Raw genomic sequence first — 18,763 nt, 5'->3', positions numbered from 1 at the left:
ATAACAGTAACTAAAGGAGCTAGTTTTTGGCTATACATGAAAGAGCAGGGCAGATTGCTGAGCAAAAGGATTTGGTCAACACCTCCAAACTCATCAGCCTATATTATCGATTAAGCCCTAATGTAGCAGAGGTTACTGAGCAAGTGACCTTTGGCACTTCAGGGCATCGTGGTAGTGCGGTTAAACGCAGTTTTAATGAGGCGCACCTACTGGCTATCGCACAGGCTGTTGCAGATTACCGCCTCCAAGCAGGCATTAGCGGCAAACTTATCTTAGGCATTGATACCCACGCTTTATCTCAGCCAGCGGCAATATCAGTAATTGAAGTGTTAGTGGCAAATAAAGTTACCGTCGCTGTGCATGTGAATGATGGCTTTACCCCAACGCCCGTTGTTTCACATGCCATCGTTTGCGCGAATAAAAATAGAGAACATGATTTAGTCGATGGACTGATTGTGACTCCGTCGCATAACCCACCTCAAGATGGCGGTATTAAGTATAATCCTCCCCATGGCGGACCAGCCGAAGGTGATATCACTCAATGGATCCAACATCGAGCCAACGAATACTTAGCGAATGGTTTAGTCGGCGTTAAACGCTGCGATTATACCCAAGCGCTGCAGTCTGAATTTGTTAACCAAGAAGATTTTATTACGCCTTATGTAGATGATTTAGCGAACGTTATAAACTTGTCAGCTATTGCTGATGCTAAGCTACGTCTAGGCGTCGATCCGCTAGGTGGTTCAGGTATTCACTATTGGCAACCTATCGCTGAGCAATATGGCTTAGATATATCAATTGTTAATAACAACATTGACCCAAGCTTCAGCTTTATGCCGTTAGACAAAGATGGCAAAATCCGCATGGATTGTTCATCTCCTTATGCTATGGCGGGTCTGCTTGCCCATAAAGATAATTACGATCTTTGCTTTGGCAATGATCCTGATTATGATCGTCATGGAATAGTGTGCCCTGGCACTGGGTTAATGAATCCTAACCACTTTCTTGCCGTAGCCATCGATTACTTGGTAACACATAGACCTGATTGGACCGACAACATGCTAATAGGTAAAACATTAGTGTCGAGCGCCATGATTGATAAGGTCTGTGACATGCATGGCAAGCGTATGTCAGAAGTCCCGGTCGGTTTCAAATGGTTCGTGGAAGGTCTCGCCAACAGTACTTTTGCTTTTGGCGGAGAAGAGAGCGCTGGAGCTGCTTTTTTAAGGCTTGATGGTAGCACTTGGTGCACTGATAAAGATGGCTTTATTCTTTGTTTATTGGCAGCTGAAATATTAGCTGTTACTGGTAAAACGCCACAGCAACGTTACCTTGAACTTGAGGGTGAATTTGGTAAAAGTTATTACCAGAGGATTGATAGCCCAATTAGTTTAGACAACAAGGCTAAGTTTAGTCAAATCACTGTTGAGTCGATATCAGCGGCAACACTTGCAGGCGATGTTATTAGCCAAAAGCTCACTCATGCGCCAGGCAATAACGCAGCAATAGGCGGCATCAAAGTTTCTACTAGTAATGGTTGGTTTGCCGCACGCCCTTCAGGTACTGAGGCGTTATTTAAACTTTACGGTGAAAGCTTTGTTAGTGAAGAGCATCTGCAGCTTTTATTAACAGAAGCGCAGCAGATAGTCGAACAAGCGCTAGCGGGTTAGTATCAGATTTGTTAACAACAAAGGCGCCGAATGGCGCCTTTTTTTATGGTTTTTTACTGCAAAATGTTAAAGCTAATCTTAAAAGTTAATCGTCAAAACTGCAGAGTGTTCTCTACCCAGTTTAGAAACTAATATGACAGCTAGGTAGGTTGTTCTTAGCCAAATAATCCTGATGATACGTTTCAGCCTCATGGAATTGCTTGATAGGAACAATTTCAGTCACAACTGGCTTATTGCCCCACTTTTTGCTGTCTATTATTGCTTGTTTCGCAAGCTGTGCTTGTTTCTGTTGTAAAGCATCGTGGAAAAAGACACTACTACGGTATTGATCGCCGATATCGTCACCTTGCTGGTTTAGGGTAGTCGGGTTATGGTTTTGCCAGAATATTTCTAACAGTGTGTTGAATGAAACCTTGCTCGGATCGTATTCAATTTGTACGACTTCAGCGTGACCTGTTATACCCGCTTTCACGTCAACATATGAGGAATATTGATCGTCTCCACCCATATAACCACAGATACAGTTAGCCACACCGTCTACTTGCTTAAAAAAATATTCAACACCCCAAAAACAACCTGCACCGAATGTAGCTAAAGCCATGTCGACTCCTAATATATATTGTTAGCCGTTTAGATGGCTAGATGTCTTCATTGTGTTTTATGTTTAGTTGCAATGCAAGCATAAATTAATCTAGCTGATTACTTGTTGAACTAAGACTGTAAATTCGTTGCCTTCTGTAGGTGTATTTCGTGCTAATATCCAGTGCATTAGCGCCGAGGTAGCTTGGTTTAAATGGATAATCAAACTTACGTTCAGCGCCCAGACAAGTATAAATAAGGAGTGATTTGTGTTTCATGAATTGAAGCAGTCTAAGGATTTTCTCGCACTAACGTTGGCTCATCCTCAGTATCTGTCAGAGAGCTTTGAATTTGACTTAGGTGAGCATACACATGTTGAAGTGTGGGATACCGGCGTTATTGTGTTTTCGCCAAAGCAGCTTAAGCACAGTAAAGATATTGTGCTGTCCTGTGCGGTACATGGCAATGAGACTGCGCCGATCGAACTTTGTAATGCATTAATCACTCAAATTTTATCTGAAGAGCTAAAACTTGCACAGCGGGTAATGTTTCTAATTGGTAATCCTGCTGCTATCCACAATGGTACGCGCTTTATTGATGAAAATTTAAACCGTTTGTTTAATGGCACACATTCACGTGATGAAGGTTTGTGTAATCCTGAGCGCGTTCGAGCTCATAAGTTAGAACAATATGTTGATAGATTTTACGCATCACAATCAGGTGAAAGACACCGTATACACTATGATCTGCATACTGCTATACGCGGCTCAAAGCATGAAAAGTTCGCTATCTATCCTTATCGACCTGGCCGAAAGTACAGTCGAGAGCAGATAATGTTCCTTGAATCTTGTGGCGTAAATACCATTTTATTTCATCATGAACCAACGACAACCTTCAGCTACTTCTCATCTGAGAATTATCGAGCTGATGCCTTCACCATCGAATTAGGAAAAGTCTTCCCGATGGGGCAGAACGATATGACTCGTTTTATCGCCATGAAAGAGATGTTGACCTTGTTGATGACCGGTAAAGATCTACAATTGCCAGAGTTTGACCTTAAACGATTAAATCTCTATCAAGTCTGCCGTTCTGTGAACAAACATTTTGACGATTTTGAATTTAACTTTACTAATGATGTCGAAAACTTTACCGCATTTCCTAAAGGCTATACGTTAGCGAAAGAGGGCGGTAAGGCGGTTAAGATTGAGCATGAGTTTGAGTCTATCGTTTTCCCTAACGCTAAAGTGCCTGTTGGTCAGCGTACGGTACTAATGTTAAAGACTGCAGACGACAGTAATTTAGACTAAATTGAAACTGAATAACTGTGCATGTAAACCAATATATACATGCACGGAGGCGCTTAGTTGTCTTTTGAGTGATGGGAAGTATTGAGAGTTAGTTTACGTTAACGTAATGTTCTTCCCGCGTATTAGAATAGATAGATGTTTCTTTTTGACATTTGGAAGCATCATAAATAACAAGAGCACATTATGAGCAACGCAACAACAAATGCTGAGACTGTCCATCGTGTAAGTTTTTTAGATAAAAATGCTATCGCGATCCCCATCCTTAAAGTATTACAAGCAGATGGTACAGCCTATGAAGGAGCTGTATTGCCCGTCATAGACGAAGATTTAGCGAATAAAATCCACGATACCTGCGTATTTACGCGGGTCATCGACGAGCGTATGTTGGGTGCGCAACGTCAAGGTCGAATTAGCTTTTATATGACATGTACCGGTGAAGAAGCCTCTATTATTGGCAGCACCGCTGCGCTTGACGACGGCGATGTTATTCTAGCTCAGTACCGAGAACATGCAGCGCTACGCTACCGTGGATTCACCACTGAACAGTTTATGAACCAAATGTTCAGTAACGAAAAAGATTTGGGCAAAGGCCGCCAAATGCCTATCCACTATGGCAGCGAAGCACTTAACTACCAGACGATATCTTCGCCGCTAGCGACGCAAATTCCCCAAGCAACAGGCGTTGCTTACAGTTTGAAAATGCAAAAAAAGCGCAATATCGCAATCTGTTACTTTGGTGAAGGTGCAGCCTCCGAGGGCGACTTCCATGCCGGTCTTAATATGGCAGCAGTACTTAACTCACCAGTCATCTTCTTCTGCCGTAACAACGGTTATGCTATCTCTACACCAACCGAAGAGCAGTTCTCAGGTAATGGGATTGCGAGTCGTGGCCCAGGCTATGGCATGCACACTATTCGTGTTGATGGTAACGATATGCTCGCTGTATTGGCGGCGACGCAACAAGCTCGTGCTTATGCGTTAGATAATAATGCACCAGTGCTTATTGAAGCGATGACCTATCGTTTAGGCGCACATTCATCATCTGACGATCCTTCGGGCTATCGTTCAAAGGATGAAGAAGCAAAATGGCAGCAACATGATCCGGTAAAACGTTTTAAGTTATGGATGATCAATAAAGGTTGGCTAAACGAGAAACAAGATGCCGATTTATACGTCAAATACCGTGAAGAGGTGTTAGCGGAACTTAAAGTTGCTGAAAAGGTGCCGTTACCGCACTTAGATGAACTTATTCAAGATGTGTATGACAAGCCAACACCAATTCTAGAGAAACAGTTAGCTGATCTAAAGTCACATATCAAAAAGTATCCAGAAGCCTATCCAAAAAGCGCAGGGAGAATCTAAGCTGTGGCAGAGATGAATATGTTGCAAGCCATTAACGAAGCCCTGAGCTCGGAAATGGAAGCTGATAAAAAAATGATGGTATTTGGTGAAGACGTTGGTCATTTTGGCGGTGTTTTCAGAGCGACTTCGGGCCTGCAAGAAAAGTTTGGTCGTGACCGTTGCTTTAATACCCCACTAACAGAACAAGGTATTGCCGGTTTTGCTAATGGACTCGCATCCAATGGTATGACGGCAGTAGCAGAAATACAATTTGCAGATTATATCTTTCCGGCAATCGATCAGATCGTCAATGAAAGCGCAAAATTCCGTTACCGCAGTGGCAATGAGTTTGATGTCGGTGGATTAACTTTCCGAACGCCTTATGGCGGCGGTATCGCTGGCGGTCATTATCATTCGCAATCACCTGAAGCTTACTTCACCCAGACTCCAGGACTTAAAGTCGTTATTCCTCGTAATCCTGAGCAAGCTAAAGGCCTGTTGATTGCTTCTATAAGAGATAAAAATCCAGTCATATTCTTCGAACCAAAGCGTCTTTATCGCGCGTCGGTCGGTGAAGTACGTGACGGTGATTTTGAAATAGAACTCGGTAAAGCTGAAGTTGTTCAACAGGGAACAGATATCACCTTGTTAGGCTGGGGCGCACAGATGGAAATTCTCGAGAACGCCGCGGATATGGCAGCGAAGAAAGGCATTTCATGTGAAGTTATCGATCTACGCACCTTATCACCGTGGGACGTTGATACAGTCGCGGCATCAGTTAAAAAGACGGGCCGATTACTCATTAACCATGAAGCACCGTTAACCGGTGGTTTCGCCGGTGAAATAGCGGCTACGATTCAAGAGGAGTGTTTCTTATACCTTGAATCACCGATTGCACGAGTTTGTGGTTTGGATACTCCCTATCCGTTAATCCATGAAAAAGAATATATGCCGGATGCTTTGAAAACCTTTGAAGCGATTAAAGCATCGGTTAAATTTTAGGAGCTCGCCATGATTAAAGAATTTATTCTGCCTGATATCGGTGAAGGCGTAGTTGAATGCGAACTCGTTGAGTGGTTAGTGCAAGAGGGTGATGTTGTCACTGAAGATCAGCCGATTGCTGACGTCATGACAGATAAAGCACTGGTTCAAATTCCTGCGCCTTACGCCGGGACTATAGCAAAATTGCATTATGCTAAAGGTGAAATTGCAATAGTTCATCAACCTTTATACTCGGTTGACGTTGGTGGTTCAGATCCACTAATGACCGAAGAGGTCAGTGAGCAGTCTGAAATCAGCCAAGCTGTTGCAGATGCACCAACTGGGGTCACGATTGAAGAGTTTTTGTTACCTGATATTGGTGAAGGAATTGTCGAGTGTGAACTGGTTGAATGGCTAGTAAACGAAGGCGACACCGTGGTTGAAGATCAGCCAATTGCAGATGTCATGACAGATAAAGCGTTGGTTCAAATACCTGCAATTAAAAACGGTAAAATCGCTAAGCTGCATTACCGTAAAGGCCAGTTATCAAAAGTGCATGCACCGTTGTTTTCGATTGAAGTTGAATCACAAACCGCTACTGTTGCACCAGCAGAGAATACAACAACTGCTGAATTGGATAACAAGCCAGTGAGCCTGAATGTAGAGCCGGCTTCACAAGGTAAAGCGCTTGCAAGCCCTGCAGTGCGCCGTTTAGCCCGTACTCTTGATATTGATATCGCATCGGTTAAAGGTACTGGTAAAAATGGCCGTGTATTTAAAGAAGATATAGAGCGTCATCAGTCACCAATTGCTGTTCCAAGCCAACAACAGCAAGCTGCTTCGTCGACGTCTACCGGTAAGCCAAATGTTGTTACTGCAGATCGCGTTGAGCCAATTAAAGGTGTACGCGCTGTAATGGCAAGAATGATGACCGAGTCAGTGTCTACCATTCCACATTTCACCTATTGTGAAGAGTTTGACCTGACAGAGTTGGTAGCGCTGCGTGAAAGCATGAAGAAAAAGTATTCAACTGATGAGTTAAAACTCACTATGATGCCATTCTTCATGAAATCAATGTCGCTAGCCCTTGCTCAATTCCCTGATATGAATAGTCAAGTGAATGCTGACTGTAGTGAACAAACATTCCTCAGTAGCCATAACATAGGGATGGCAGTTGATTCTAAAGTGGGATTATTAGTACCGAATGTAAAAGACGTACAAGATAAAACTATTCTAGAGATTGCTGCAGATATCACCCGTTTAACAACAGCTGCTCGAAGCGGGCGTGTATCGCCAAGCGACCTTAAAGGCGGCAGTATTTCAATTTCAAATATTGGAGCCTTAGGCGGTACGGTAGCAACACCTATCATTAATAAACCAGAAGTTGCCATTGTAGCGCTTGGTAAGTTACAGGTATTGCCAAGATTTAATGCTGCTGGAGAAGTGGAAGCGCGTAAGATCATGCAGGTAAGCTGGTCAGGCGATCACCGAGTGATAGATGGCGGCACCATAGCTCGTTTCTGTAATTTGTGGAAACTTTATCTTGAGCAACCTCAAGAGATGCTACTGGCAATGCAGTAACAATGATGGTGTTTGTTGAACGTTTAAAAGGTGCTTATAAAAGCACCTTTTTTATATCTGCTTAAAGGCAATCCTAATCCTAACCCTAATCAGCTGAATATTTTATTGCTCAGCGACTGTTAAGCGGTTTTTAGGTTATGTCATTAGATACTCCTCGGTAACTGCTCCTGCGATACTCTACCTCCTATATCCATATAATCGTGCATTAATGACATTCACCACATTTGACCTCGAGAGATGGAGAGAATGCCTTAAGTATGTCAGGAACATGCTTGGCCATGTGGTTTGCAATGTGTGAAAAAATAGTGAAATTAGATTCAACCTTATTACCACAGCTCTGAGCCGCTAAAATTCGCCTGTTAGGCATGTTAGGCATGTTTAGACTGGACACATCTGGGTTGTACAGTGTGTTAATGAAGCCACCATGGTGTTATTTGTCATCCGTAAATTAGCTCGCCAATGCTCAGTCTAAGTCAATCAGCTTCTTAGTCTTATTGGGATAATAGACAAATAGAATAAGGATAAAGAGTTTTCAATTTGTGAACTATTCCGTATAATTCCGCTAATCTGTTATTGCCTTTGGTTGTTGTATGAGCGCGTTCGTCCCAAGTATTGAAACTATTGACTACCCATTCCCGCCTAAACCTATGCCTTTATCTGATATAGAAAAGGAGCAATCAAAAGAGCGTATAAAGCAGCTGCTTAAAGAGCGTAATGCGGTACTGGTCGCTCATTACTATACCGACCCTGAAATTCAAGCGCTTGCTGAAGAAACGGGCGGTTGTGTTTCAGACTCATTAGAGATGGCTCGCTTTGGACGAGATCACCCAGCAAAAACACTTATCGTCGCTGGTGTTAAATTTATGGGTGAGACTTCAAAAATTCTAAGTCCAGAAAAAACAGTCTTGATGCCAACATTGGATGCTACTTGTTCGTTAGATATCGGGTGCCCAATCGAAACCTTCAGCGAGTTTTGTGATGCACACCCAGAACATACCGTCGTTGTTTATGCCAATACCTCAGCTGCAGTTAAAGCGCGTGCAGATTGGGTGGTTACATCTAGTATTGCGCTCGAGATTGTTGAGCATCTTGATAGCGAAGATAAGAAGATAATCTGGGGTCCAGACCGTCATTTAGGTAGCTATATCGCCAAAGAAACTGGCGCAGAGATGCTGATGTGGCAAGGCGAATGTATTGTACATGACGAGTTCAAAGCCAAAGCATTAATCGAACTGAAGAAACAACATCCAACGGCTGCTGTTTTGGTTCACCCTGAATCTCCAGCGAGTGTGGTTGAGCTAGCTGATGCCGTCGGTTCTACTAGTCAATTGATTAAAGCCGCTCAGACAATGGATAATGATAAGTTCATTGTTGCTACTGACAGAGGCATTTTCTATAAAATGCAGCAAGCAGCGCCTAATAAGGTGCTGATTGAAGCGCCGACAGGTGGTAATGGCGCAACGTGCAAAAGCTGTGCACATTGCCCGTGGATGGCGATGAACGGTCTAAAAGCCATAGAAAGTTCATTAGAGATTGGTGTACAGCAGCAGCATGAAATATTTGTTGATGAAAAGCTGAGGCTGGACGCGTTAAAGCCGCTAGATCGTATGTTAGATTTCGCAAAAGAGCTGAATATGAAGGTCAAAGGCAATGCTTAACAATTGTTAAGTTATGTCACAATAATTAATATTTATTGATCTAGATCACACTGTATTCAGTGGTGATTAAAAAGCCTGCAATAGCAGGCTTTTTTTATGTAAATTTTATCAAACGACTGTTTACCTCATGCCTGTATAGTTTATCCTAGCCACTAATTTGATTTAACAATTTAAAGGCTCACGAATGAAATGGAATTGGCTCGGCAACCTTTCGTTAAAATATAAATTTTTCATTGTTATCGCACCTTCTTTATTTGCATCCATTGTTTTCGGCGCTCTTTATGCCCATGAACAATACAAGCTAACTAACCAGTTAGATCAAGTATTAGTTTTGAGTGAACTCGCGGCCGCTAATAGCAGTTTGGTGCATGAAATCCAAAAAGAGCGCGGTATGAGTGCCGGTTTTATAGGCTCTAAAGGTCAGGCTTTTCAAATAAAGTTGCCTGCGCAGCAACGAGATTCCGATGAACTTATTCGCACTTTTAAGTTGTTTCTAGAAAGTAATACATTGCCAAATGAGTTTATCACTGAGATCCGCAGAGCTAACGCGCTTATCGAGCAAATCCCTGATGTAAGAAGACAGGTACAAGCCCTGTCTATTAGTGTTGCTGATGAAGTTGCTTTCTATACCGAGTTAAATAAAGAGTTGCTAAGTATTGTTGATCTTACTGCTAAGCAAGGCGCTAATCAGCAAATAGCAATTAAGGCTGCTGCATTTTCTGCTTACTTGCAGATGAAGGAGCGCGCAGGTATTGAAAGAGCAGTACTCAGCTCAACTTTTGGTAATGACACCTTTAAAGCAGGTGCTTATCGCCATTTTGTGACTCTAGTATCGGAGCAAGAAGCGTATCAAGAACGTTTCTTAGCGTTAACAGACCCGCAAAATTATTCAGATTACCAGCGGATAATGAACAATCAGGCATTCAAAGAGGTTGCAGAGTACAGAACGATTGGCTTTGCCCAAGACCCGCAGACGTTGCAGCAGCAGCAACCGGAACTCTGGTTTCAGACTTCGACAAAACGAATAGAACTATTAAGCCAGTTTGAACAACGTCTATCTAAAGAGTTAATTGCAGTGACTAAGTTAAGGCTTAATGTAGCAACTAAAAACCTATATATAACGTTAACGGTATTACTCTTGGTAGCAAGTTTGGTTATTTTCGTATCGATGTCAGTGATACGCTTTATTCACAGCAGTGTGGCAAACATCCAACGCAGTATGACTCTTGCAAGAGAGAATTTTGATTTGAGTGTCAGAATTGTTCAACACAGCGATGACGAGTTTGGTGTCTTAGCAAACGCTTTTAACGGAATGATGAATGACTTTGAGAAGGTGATTGCACACGTTAAAAACAACTCCAACGTCTTATTTCAGGCGATTGAAAAGTTGGAGCAGCACTCTACACAGCTAAAAAGTGATGTACAACTAGGGCATAGCGAAGCGGAACAGGTCGCATCAGCAATGACAGAGATGAGTGCGACTGTTGCAGAAATTGCAGAGAATGCCGAAAATGCTTCAAACGCTTCAACAGAAGCTAACCTTGAAGCGCAAGAGGGAAATGAAGAGGTAGATCGTTCGAGTGTCGCTATAAGTTTATTAGCAAGTGAAATCAATGACTCAGCAACTGCGCTACAAGCGTTAGAGCAAGACATTCAAGGTATTGTTGCAGTGTCTGATGTGATTAGTGGTATTGCGGAACAAACCAATCTTTTAGCTCTGAATGCAGCTATTGAAGCTGCTCGAGCTGGTGAAATGGGGCGTGGATTTGCGGTAGTGGCTGATGAAGTAAGAAGCCTAGCTCAACGAGCGCAAACTGCAACCGGCGATATCAAAGAGATGACTGAGCGCTTAAGTTCTGGCGCTAATGTTGCGGTTAATGCGATGGACCGAGGCACAAAACAGGCTGGAGATAGTGTTGCAGAGGCTGAAAAGGTGAGCGCTGAGCTTAAAAAAATTGTAAATCATGTTGGAGTTATCGACAGCATGAATGAACAGATAGCTGCTGCGACACATGAGCAAAGCGCTGTGGCAGAAGAAGTAAACCAGAATGCATTGAAAATAAGTGAGATTTATGTGCAGACTCATGCAATTGCTGATGAGCTACAGGTTCTCACTAATGAGTTAGTAAATGGCTCAAATGATGTGGCGAAACAGGTCAATCAGTTTACGCTTTCTTGATGTAATTTTGTACGCTTAGTCGGAATTTGGCTATCAAGTATGCAAACACTTGAACTAGTCACAAATACGCTTGACGCACATAAGGCTTTTGCGTAAAGTAGCGCTCCGTTGGCAGCATAAGTGCTTCCAGCTATTGTGATGATTAAACACATAAAAATAATCAATTGGTGAGCTGGCTGAGTGGCTGAAGGCGCACGCCTGGAAAGTGTGTTTAGGTTTATCCCTAACGAGAGTTCGAATCTCTCGCTCACCGCCATATACTGAAAAGCCCGTTATCGAAAGATAACGGGCTTTTTGCTATTTTAAGAAACGTAATTAAAGAATTTTCGTTGCTCTATACCCGCCGCATTTGAGTTTACTTTATTTGGGTGCTTATACTCTTTCCAGCAAGCGACTTTCTTACCTATATTCAAGTGTGGGAAATTCAATGCTTCATCATTACTGACACCTATGAAGGCCAATAACTCGCTCAAGCTATTAGCTTCACTGACGTCAATGCTTAACAAATCATCTCGCCCTTCAAAATATGAATGAACGGCTAATTTGTGCTGCTGATAACACTGTATTAGGTGCTGTTGGTTATCGGGTGTAGTCGTAGCAGATAATTTAAAGGTTTCATTAAAGGTACGCTTTAGTACTGGATTAAAAACTCCCGTTTTCATATCTAAACTCGCTGCCATTTTATTAATTAACATCTGCATAGATGGCACCCACAGAGATAGCTCTCTCTCTAAATATACAAATTTGGAGCCAGGGAATAACGTGTCCAATTGCCGATAATCACAAAAGCAGGGTGAGTCAGAGACAACGTCAGCTAATTCAAAGGCTCTTTTTGTATAAGCAGTGTGAGCGACGTTAAAACCATAGTCTAATAGCGCTACGCTAATACTGGTTGTTCCGGTTCGTGGAAGACCTATGATAAATAGTTTATTCATGTTTTTAAACCAACAACTATGTGAACTTAATGGGTAGTTACTGTAGTTTTGACATTACAATAGAGGACTAAATAGATAAAAAGTGCGTTCAGCTATCCGGTTAGCAAGCGATCTTTTGGCCCACTGCTCGGGGCAAATTTTGATTGAATCTGACAGGTAGCTTTGTTGAACCTTTTGCAGATCTTGCGTAAAGCTAAGGTTATCCACTGCTAATGTGACTTCAAAATTTAGCCATAAGCTACGCATATCGAGGTTAACGGTACCGATTAAACAATGGTTTTCATCGATCACTACCGACTTTGTATGTAATAAGCCGCCAGTAAAGCGGTGGATATTAACACCAGCATCAAGGAGTTGTGTGAAAAACGCACGACTTGCCCATTCAACCATGGTTGAGTCATTTTTATCAGGTACGATAATATCAACTTGTACCCCTCTCTGCGCTGCTATCACGAGTGCTAGTTGCAGGTTTTCGCTGGGGACGAAATAGGGCGTAGTGATGACGATACTCTGTTGCGCTTGATAGATACTTTGTAATAAGACCTGATGAATAATTTCTTCTCGCATGCCTGGTCCTGAAGGGATCACTTGCACCAAATCTGTTATTTCATGTTCTTTGTGGGGTAAACATTCCGGCAGTTCAGGCAAAGTACGGTCGTTGGTTTCAACTTCCCAATCCCATGCATGAATACTGTTTAGGACCGGCACAGTAGTCCCCGTGATCCGAACCATTACATCGATCCACTCACCGACACCAGCATCTTGATTAAAATACTTTGGGTCAACGAGGTTCATCGAGCCTGTATAAGCAATGGTGTTGTCGATTACCACAATTTTTCTGTGCAGTCGCAAATCCAGTCGGCGGAAGAACATTCTTAACGGCGAAACCTCGAGTGCTTTAACAACGATAACTGAAGATTTCCGCAGTGTTTTAGGCCAATGGCTTTTGAAGAACATTCGACTTCCAGCAGCATCCAATAACAACTTAACGTTGATCCCTCTTGCTGAGGCGTTAATCAATGCTTGCGCTACCTCATCGGCTTTTCCTCCTGGCTGCCATATGTAAAACTCTAGATGGATAGATTCTTTAGCCTGATCGATATCTTCAATTAACTTATCTAAGATTTCACTCGTTTGGTTTAGCAGCGTGAGCTGGTTATCAGCAAGTGCAGGGATACCTATCTGTTTCTCACAGATGGCACTGATGGATTGGCCATATAGGCTTGATACATGGGGCGCGTATTGGCGTACTTTATAAAGATTAGAGAACCATTTCTCGTAAGGCGTGAACATAGACTGTGCACGCTCTGCACGCTTTTTACCTAAATTTAACTCACCAAATAAAAGATAGGCAAATGCACCGCCTAATGGGACGATATATATTATCATTAACCAGGCTAGAGACACGCCAATAGCGCGCCTTTTTACGACGACCCTGACTGTGATCCCTGCAATGACTAACCAATATACAAATACGCCAGCGATGGTCAGCAGTTGATAAAATTGGTACATATTCTCTTTGATAATATAGGCCTTTGTGGAAATAGATATATGGATTTACATTCATTATGGTCAACGTGTAGATGGATACCGCTAATGTTTCTGCCACATGAGAGTAAAAGCTATTATAATGAAAAGATTACTGTAAATCTAAATTAGAAGTTGAATACATCACCATGTTTAGAATTCTCCGTAAACTGATATTATTTTCGCTATTGATAGCAACATTGGTAGCCCTTTATGTGTACCAAAGTACAGTAATTCCGCAGCAAGATACATTATTGTCCAACGATTCAAATAGCACTGATGCTGTTCAATGCATTACCAACAAGCCAATAGAGTCGCTCGATAGACACGGTAATCTAGATATTGCTATCTGGAATATTCATAAGCAAAAAAATAGTGGCTGGCAAAATGTGCTAAAACAGTTAACAGAGCGAACGGATCTGTTACTGCTACAGGAAGTCAGTGCTTCCGACGAATTTAAGGCATTGGTAGATGAACAGTCTGAGGACTGGGTCATGGCAAAAGCCTTTCTATTTGCAGACGAACCTGTTGGAGTGATGAACCTTTCTAAAGGTTATCCCTCAAGTGTCTGCTCTTTTCGGTATGAAGAGCCACTGATCCATTATCCTAAGTCACTATTAGTCTCCTATTATGATTTGTCAGACAATAGTCAGTTATTAGTCGTCAATGTTCATAGTATTAATTTTGCTTTTGGTCTTGATGAGTACCGTGCTCAATTGAATGTAGTGACTGAGGCGATGAAAGTGCATTCAGGGCCTATCATACTGGCGGGAGACCTTAATACATGGAGTGATAGCCGCAATGAATATGTTTCAACTATCGCTAATACTGCCGGATTAACAGAGGCCATACCTAGCGTTGACTCTAGAACCCAGTTTTTCGGTAAAACACCTGACCATATCTTTTACAGAGGCTTAGAACTTGTGAAAGCGGAGTCTATCGTTACCGATAGCTCAGATCACAACCCACTAAAAGCTTACTTTCGATTGATAAAAGCAATCCCTCAGTAATTCAACACCAGCAAACAGCGATAGGATAAAGCATGCACAATGCTCACGCATTACTTAAACAGTATTTCGGGTTCAACACATTTAGAGAGGGTCAAGAACAAGTCGTTAGTAATGTACTTAATGGGCTAGGCGCAGCAGCAATATTTCCCACCGGATCAGGGAAGTCACTTTGCTATCAATTACCAGCAACAGTGCTGCCTCATTTAACATTAGTCGTGTCTCCGTTACTCGCGTTAATGCAAGACCAATTAGCGTTTCTAAAGGCCCGTGGTATTTCAGCAGCCTCAATCGATTCGACTCAAACTCCAGAGCAAGCTGCGTCAGTGCTTGATGGCGTTGCTAATGGCAGCATAAAGGTGTTGATGATCTCCGTTGAGCGGCTTAATAATGAGCGCTTTCGTCGTTTCATCGGAGAAATAGCAATATCTTTGTTAGTCATTGATGAAGCGCATTGTATTTCAGAATGGGGGCATAATTTTAGACCTGATTATTTGAAACTACCTAGTTACCAAAAAGAACTTAATATTCCACAAGTATTATTGCTCACAGCAACCGCTACATCTAAAGTTATTGAGGATATGAGCAGTAAATTTGCCATTGATGTTAATTGCATTACCTTAACTGGGTTCTATAGGCCTAATCTGCACCTCAATGCGATAGGAATAGCTGAAGCCAATAAGATGGATTACCTTAAAAATTGGCTAAAGGTTAGGCAGCAAGTAAGCGGTATTATTTATGTTACGCTGCAAAAAAGTGCTGAAACGGTTGCTAATTATCTTCAAAGGGAAGGGTTTAGTGTATTAGCCTACCACGCGGGAATGGACAGCGAACAACGTAAAGCCATTCAAACTCAGTTTATGGCGGGTGAAGTGCCAATTATTGTCGCTACTATTGCCTTTGGCATGGGTATAGACAAAAGCGATATTCGTTTTGTGGTGCATTATGATCTTCCTAAATCAATAGAAAATTATGCTCAGGAGATAGGAAGGGCGGGTCGGGATGGCAGTGACTCAGAATGTTTAGTGTTAGCAAATAAAGATAACTTGAATGTGTTAGAAAATTTTGTCTACGGAGACACTCCAGAGCTAAGCGCTATTTGTAGTGTTATTGAGCAGATTAAAGTACAAACTCAACAAAGCACCCAATGGGAGTTAATGTTAAATCAACTTTCTAGCGCATCGAATATTAGGCCGTTGAGTTTAAAGACCTTACTTGTTTATCTCGAGATGCAGGGCGTTATTAAACCAAAATATAGTTATTTTGCAGAGTATAAGTACAAACTACAGACTACTTTAGCAATGCTTATGAGCAAGTTTGATCCCGAAAGGCAACAATTTATTAATGCCATTATTGATACTTCAGTGAAAGCAAAAATATGGCATACCGCTGACCTTAATCAACTCGAAACCTTTTTTCCTAACAGCAGAGGAAGAGCGATTAAGGCATTAGACTACTTGGATCAAAAACAGCTGATTGAATTACAGAGTAAACAGCTTACCCAAGTATACGACGTCGACCAGGGCAAGTTGCAAGTACAAGGCTTAGCCGAAAGTCTCTTTAAGCAGTTCACGACTAAAGAGGTGAGCGAAATAGATCGAATTAACTTTCTAGTCGCTTTTTTTGGCAGTAACCAGTGCCTAAGTCTGCAATTAGCACAGTATTTTTCAGACCCTAATGCTGTTGCTGCTTGCGGCAGTTGCTCAGTTTGCTTAGGCCAGGTCGCTCAGTTGCCTGAACAAAAAAAACTGCAACAGATCGATACTTATGATTTTGATGCCATCAGTGCTGATGCCATTTCAAAGCTTAAAACAAATTACTCTGCTGTTTTACTCACCCGATTTTTCTGCGGCCTAACTACACCACTATTTACCAAGCTAAAGATGAGGCAAACTTACGGGTTTGCCAAATTTGAACATTATCGTTTCAAAGATGTACTCAATTGGGTCAAACAGCATAAAGAAAAGTAGTGTCGACTTAATTAGCTTATGCATTAAACGCATCTACTTATGCATTATGTGTAACGAAAACTTTCAGAAAAGAGTTTGTTAATGTAAAACATTTTAGAACATGCTTTACTTACTTCGAATTTATCGCGACACAGATCGTGAGCAATAATAATTAAGGGAATATTGATGAAAAAATCTGCGCTTACACTTGCTATCGCATTATCAATTGGAAGCCTCACAGCTTGTCAAAGCCAAACTGCGGTAGAAGCTAGCTCAATAGAGTTGACTGAACAAAGCTTGAACTTCCAGCAATTTAGTCAACAATTCATTGACGATTTATGGGTTGAGTCACCGACTTGGGCTTTGTACAGCGGTTTCCATAAATATGATGGAGTACTTAAAGTCCCAAATGAGCAATCTCGTCAAGCAAGCTTAAACTTTGTAAACAAACAATCGGCTTTATTAGCCGGTTTTGACAAAGCAAGCTTACCAGCCGGTCTAGTTACTGATTACCGCTTAATTGAAAACCTCATTGGCGAAATGCGCTGGAATATAGAGACATTTAAGTCATGGCAATGGAACCCATCTAGCTACAACGTATCTGGTGGCTTTGCTCAAATCATTAATGAAGATTTCGCCCCACTGGATGAGCGTCTCATTTCAGTATTGTCAAGAATGGAGAATGTCCCCGCTTATTATGCTGCAGCTAGAGAAAACATAAACAACCCAACTCTTGAGCATACTCAACTTGCGATAATGCAAAACGAAGGCGCCTTTTCTGTATTTAACAATGATTTATTAGACAAAGTCATAGCCTCCAATTTAACAAACGCTCAAAAAGCTCAGTTTGTAACGCGTTTCAACAAAGTCACTATCGCTGTCAAAGAACATATAGATTGGCTAAAGACGCTTGAAACCAAGTTAAGTCAGCAGGGGGCGCGTAGCTTTAGGATTGGAGAAGAGCTGTATGAGCAGAAGTTTGCCTTTGACATACAAGCAGGGATGAGTGGAAAGGCGTTATACAAAAAGGCGCTTGCGGATAAAAGTCGCGTCCAAGCAGAAATGAGTAAAATAACTGAAAAGTTATGGCCGAACTATTTCGATACGGACATGCCGACAGATAGCAAAGTTGCGATTAAACAGCTGATCGATAAATTATCTGCTAAGCATGTCAAACGCGATGACTTTGTCGATGAAGTAAGAGCACAAATCCCTGAGTTAATCGCTTTTGTTAATGAAAAGCAACTCGTCACTCTTGATCCAAATAAGCCACTAGTTGTGCGTGAGACACCCGCATACATGCGCGGTTATGCTGGAGCGTCGATCAGTGCTCCAGGGCCTTATGAAAAATCAGGCAATACTTACTACAACGTTACTCCACTCGATGGGATGAGTGAAGAGTCTGCTGAGAGTTACCTCAGAGAGTATAACCATTGGATATTACAAGTACTCAATATTCATGAAGCTATACCTGGCCATTACACACAACTAGTCTATTCAAATGAATCTCCAAGCTTGATTAAAAGTTTATTTGGTAACGGTGCAATGGTGGAAGGTTGGGCTGTGTATACTGAACGCATGATGCTGGAAGAAGGCTATGGTAACTTTGAGCCAGAAATGTGGTTGATGTATTACAAATGGAATTTGCGCGTTATCTGTAACACTATTCTTGACTACAGTATTCAAGTTAATGGTATGACCGAAGATCAAGCGCTAGACTTAATGATGAATGAAGCCTTCCAGCAACAAGCAGAGGCCCAAGGTAAATGGCGTCGAGCAACATTAAGCCAAGTCCAATTAACCAGTTATTACTCTGGTTATCGTGAAATATATGATTTTAGAGAAGAGTATAAAGCGTTGAAAGGGGATAACTTTGACCTTAAAGCATTCCATGAAGAGTTCTTGAGTTACGGTAGTGCTCCCGTTAAGTATATTAGGGAGCTCATGCTCGCAAAATAGCAGTTTAATTAGACTACATTTTTGCTTTTAAGCCAGTAATTAAACGTTACTGGCTTTTTTATCAGCGGTTATTGAATTTATGTGAAGTAA

The 18,763-nt window shown here is 41.8% G+C and carries 13 protein-coding genes and 1 tRNA gene; 11 read left to right on the top strand and 3 right to left on the bottom strand.

Features of this window, described 5'->3' with window-relative positions:
- The first annotated feature begins 26 nt into the window (after positions 1-26).
- Positions 27-1,670: a phosphoglucomutase (alpha-D-glucose-1,6-bisphosphate-dependent) gene (gene pgm, locus K5R16_RS04755; protein WP_220736397.1), complete on the top strand. Its 1,644-nt coding sequence runs from the start codon at positions 27-29 to the stop codon at positions 1,668-1,670.
- Between the two features lie 121 nt (positions 1,671-1,791).
- On the opposite strand, the gene msrA is transcribed toward pgm, so the two are convergent.
- Positions 1,792-2,271 carry a peptide-methionine (S)-S-oxide reductase MsrA gene (gene msrA / locus K5R16_RS04750; RefSeq protein ID WP_220736396.1) on the bottom strand — a complete coding sequence of 160 codons (480 nt, stop codon included), beginning with the start codon at positions 2,269-2,271 and terminating at the stop codon, positions 1,792-1,794.
- 247 nt (positions 2,272-2,518) lie between these two features.
- Between msrA and astE the strand changes: the two genes are divergently transcribed.
- The 7 genes from astE (at position 2,519) to K5R16_RS04715 (ending at position 11,552) form a co-directional block, all read left to right on the top strand.
- Positions 2,519-3,556, top strand: coding sequence for a succinylglutamate desuccinylase (gene astE, locus K5R16_RS04745; protein ID WP_220736395.1), 1,038 nt, complete (start codon positions 2,519-2,521; stop codon positions 3,554-3,556).
- A 183-nt stretch (positions 3,557-3,739) separates the two neighbouring features.
- Entirely contained in the window at positions 3,740-4,918 is a 1,179-nt protein-coding gene (locus K5R16_RS04740) for a thiamine pyrophosphate-dependent dehydrogenase E1 component subunit alpha (protein ID WP_020912699.1), read from the top strand.
- Between the two features lie 3 nt (positions 4,919-4,921).
- A complete protein-coding gene (locus tag K5R16_RS04735) occupies positions 4,922-5,899 on the top strand; it encodes an alpha-ketoacid dehydrogenase subunit beta (protein ID WP_220736394.1) in 978 nt (325 codons plus the stop codon).
- A 9-nt stretch (positions 5,900-5,908) separates the two neighbouring features.
- Positions 5,909-7,459 (top strand): dihydrolipoyllysine-residue acetyltransferase, encoded by a 1,551-nt coding sequence (locus tag K5R16_RS04730; RefSeq protein WP_220736393.1) that lies wholly within the window; start codon positions 5,909-5,911, stop codon positions 7,457-7,459.
- A gap of 590 nt (positions 7,460-8,049) precedes the next feature.
- The gene (gene nadA, locus K5R16_RS04725; protein WP_220736392.1) at positions 8,050-9,117 is read left to right on the top strand and encodes a quinolinate synthase NadA; all 1,068 of its coding nucleotides are present in this window, start codon (positions 8,050-8,052) and stop codon (positions 9,115-9,117) included.
- Between the two features lie 184 nt (positions 9,118-9,301).
- Positions 9,302-11,296: a methyl-accepting chemotaxis protein gene (locus K5R16_RS04720; protein ID WP_220736391.1), complete on the top strand. Its 1,995-nt coding sequence runs from the start codon at positions 9,302-9,304 to the stop codon at positions 11,294-11,296.
- Between the two features lie 166 nt (positions 11,297-11,462).
- Positions 11,463-11,552: transfer RNA gene (locus tag K5R16_RS04715), tRNA-Ser, on the top strand.
- A gap of 46 nt (positions 11,553-11,598) precedes the next feature.
- On the opposite strand, the gene K5R16_RS04710 is transcribed toward K5R16_RS04715, so the two are convergent.
- Both K5R16_RS04710 and cls read right to left on the bottom strand, forming a co-directional pair.
- Positions 11,599-12,231, bottom strand: coding sequence for a sulfotransferase (locus K5R16_RS04710; RefSeq protein WP_220736390.1), 633 nt, complete (start codon positions 12,229-12,231; stop codon positions 11,599-11,601).
- A gap of 54 nt (positions 12,232-12,285) precedes the next feature.
- On the bottom strand, positions 12,286-13,743 hold the full coding sequence (gene cls / locus K5R16_RS04705) for a cardiolipin synthase (protein WP_220736389.1): 1,458 nt from the start codon (positions 13,741-13,743) through the stop codon (positions 12,286-12,288).
- A 164-nt stretch (positions 13,744-13,907) separates the two neighbouring features.
- Here cls and K5R16_RS04700 point away from each other — a divergent pair, with 164 nt between their 5' ends.
- The 3 genes from K5R16_RS04700 (at position 13,908) to K5R16_RS04690 (ending at position 18,673) form a co-directional block, all read left to right on the top strand.
- A complete protein-coding gene (locus K5R16_RS04700) occupies positions 13,908-14,768 on the top strand; it encodes an endonuclease/exonuclease/phosphatase family protein (protein ID WP_220736388.1) in 861 nt (286 codons plus the stop codon).
- 32 nt (positions 14,769-14,800) lie between these two features.
- A complete protein-coding gene (locus K5R16_RS04695; RefSeq protein ID WP_220736387.1) occupies positions 14,801-16,735 on the top strand; it encodes an ATP-dependent DNA helicase RecQ in 1,935 nt (644 codons plus the stop codon).
- 165 nt (positions 16,736-16,900) lie between these two features.
- Complete coding sequence (locus tag K5R16_RS04690) at positions 16,901-18,673, top strand: DUF885 domain-containing protein (RefSeq protein ID WP_220736386.1); 1,773 nt, start codon at positions 16,901-16,903, stop codon at positions 18,671-18,673.
- Positions 18,674-18,763: the final 90 nt, after the last annotated feature.

It is taken from the genome of Shewanella sp. c952 (assembly GCF_019654975.1).
Taxonomy (GTDB): Bacteria; Pseudomonadota; Gammaproteobacteria; order Enterobacterales; family Shewanellaceae; genus Shewanella.
Note: the sequence above shows the minus strand (reverse complement) of the source record. Positions and strands in the feature narration are given on the sequence as shown.

What these genes read in the sequence shown, in the direction of transcription:
- K5R16_RS04690 (WP_220736386.1), top strand. Translation starts at nt 16,901, where the DNA reads ATGAAAAAATCTGCGCTTACACTTGCTATCGCATTATCAATTGGAAGC.
- K5R16_RS04720 (WP_220736391.1), top strand. Translation starts at nt 9,302, where the DNA reads ATGAAATGGAATTGGCTCGGCAACCTTTCGTTAAAATATAAATTTTTC.
- msrA (WP_220736396.1), bottom strand. Translation starts at nt 2,271, where the DNA reads ATGGCTTTAGCTACATTCGGTGCAGGTTGTTTTTGGGGTGTTGAATAT.
- K5R16_RS04700 (WP_220736388.1), top strand. Translation starts at nt 13,908, where the DNA reads ATGTTTAGAATTCTCCGTAAACTGATATTATTTTCGCTATTGATAGCA.
- K5R16_RS04740 (WP_020912699.1), top strand. Translation starts at nt 3,740, where the DNA reads ATGAGCAACGCAACAACAAATGCTGAGACTGTCCATCGTGTAAGTTTT.
- K5R16_RS04695 (WP_220736387.1), top strand. Translation starts at nt 14,801, where the DNA reads ATGCACAATGCTCACGCATTACTTAAACAGTATTTCGGGTTCAACACA.
- cls (WP_220736389.1), bottom strand. Translation starts at nt 13,743, where the DNA reads ATGTACCAATTTTATCAACTGCTGACCATCGCTGGCGTATTTGTATAT.
- K5R16_RS04730 (WP_220736393.1), top strand. Translation starts at nt 5,909, where the DNA reads ATGATTAAAGAATTTATTCTGCCTGATATCGGTGAAGGCGTAGTTGAA.
- K5R16_RS04710 (WP_220736390.1), bottom strand. Translation starts at nt 12,231, where the DNA reads ATGAATAAACTATTTATCATAGGTCTTCCACGAACCGGAACAACCAGT.
- nadA (WP_220736392.1), top strand. Translation starts at nt 8,050, where the DNA reads ATGAGCGCGTTCGTCCCAAGTATTGAAACTATTGACTACCCATTCCCG.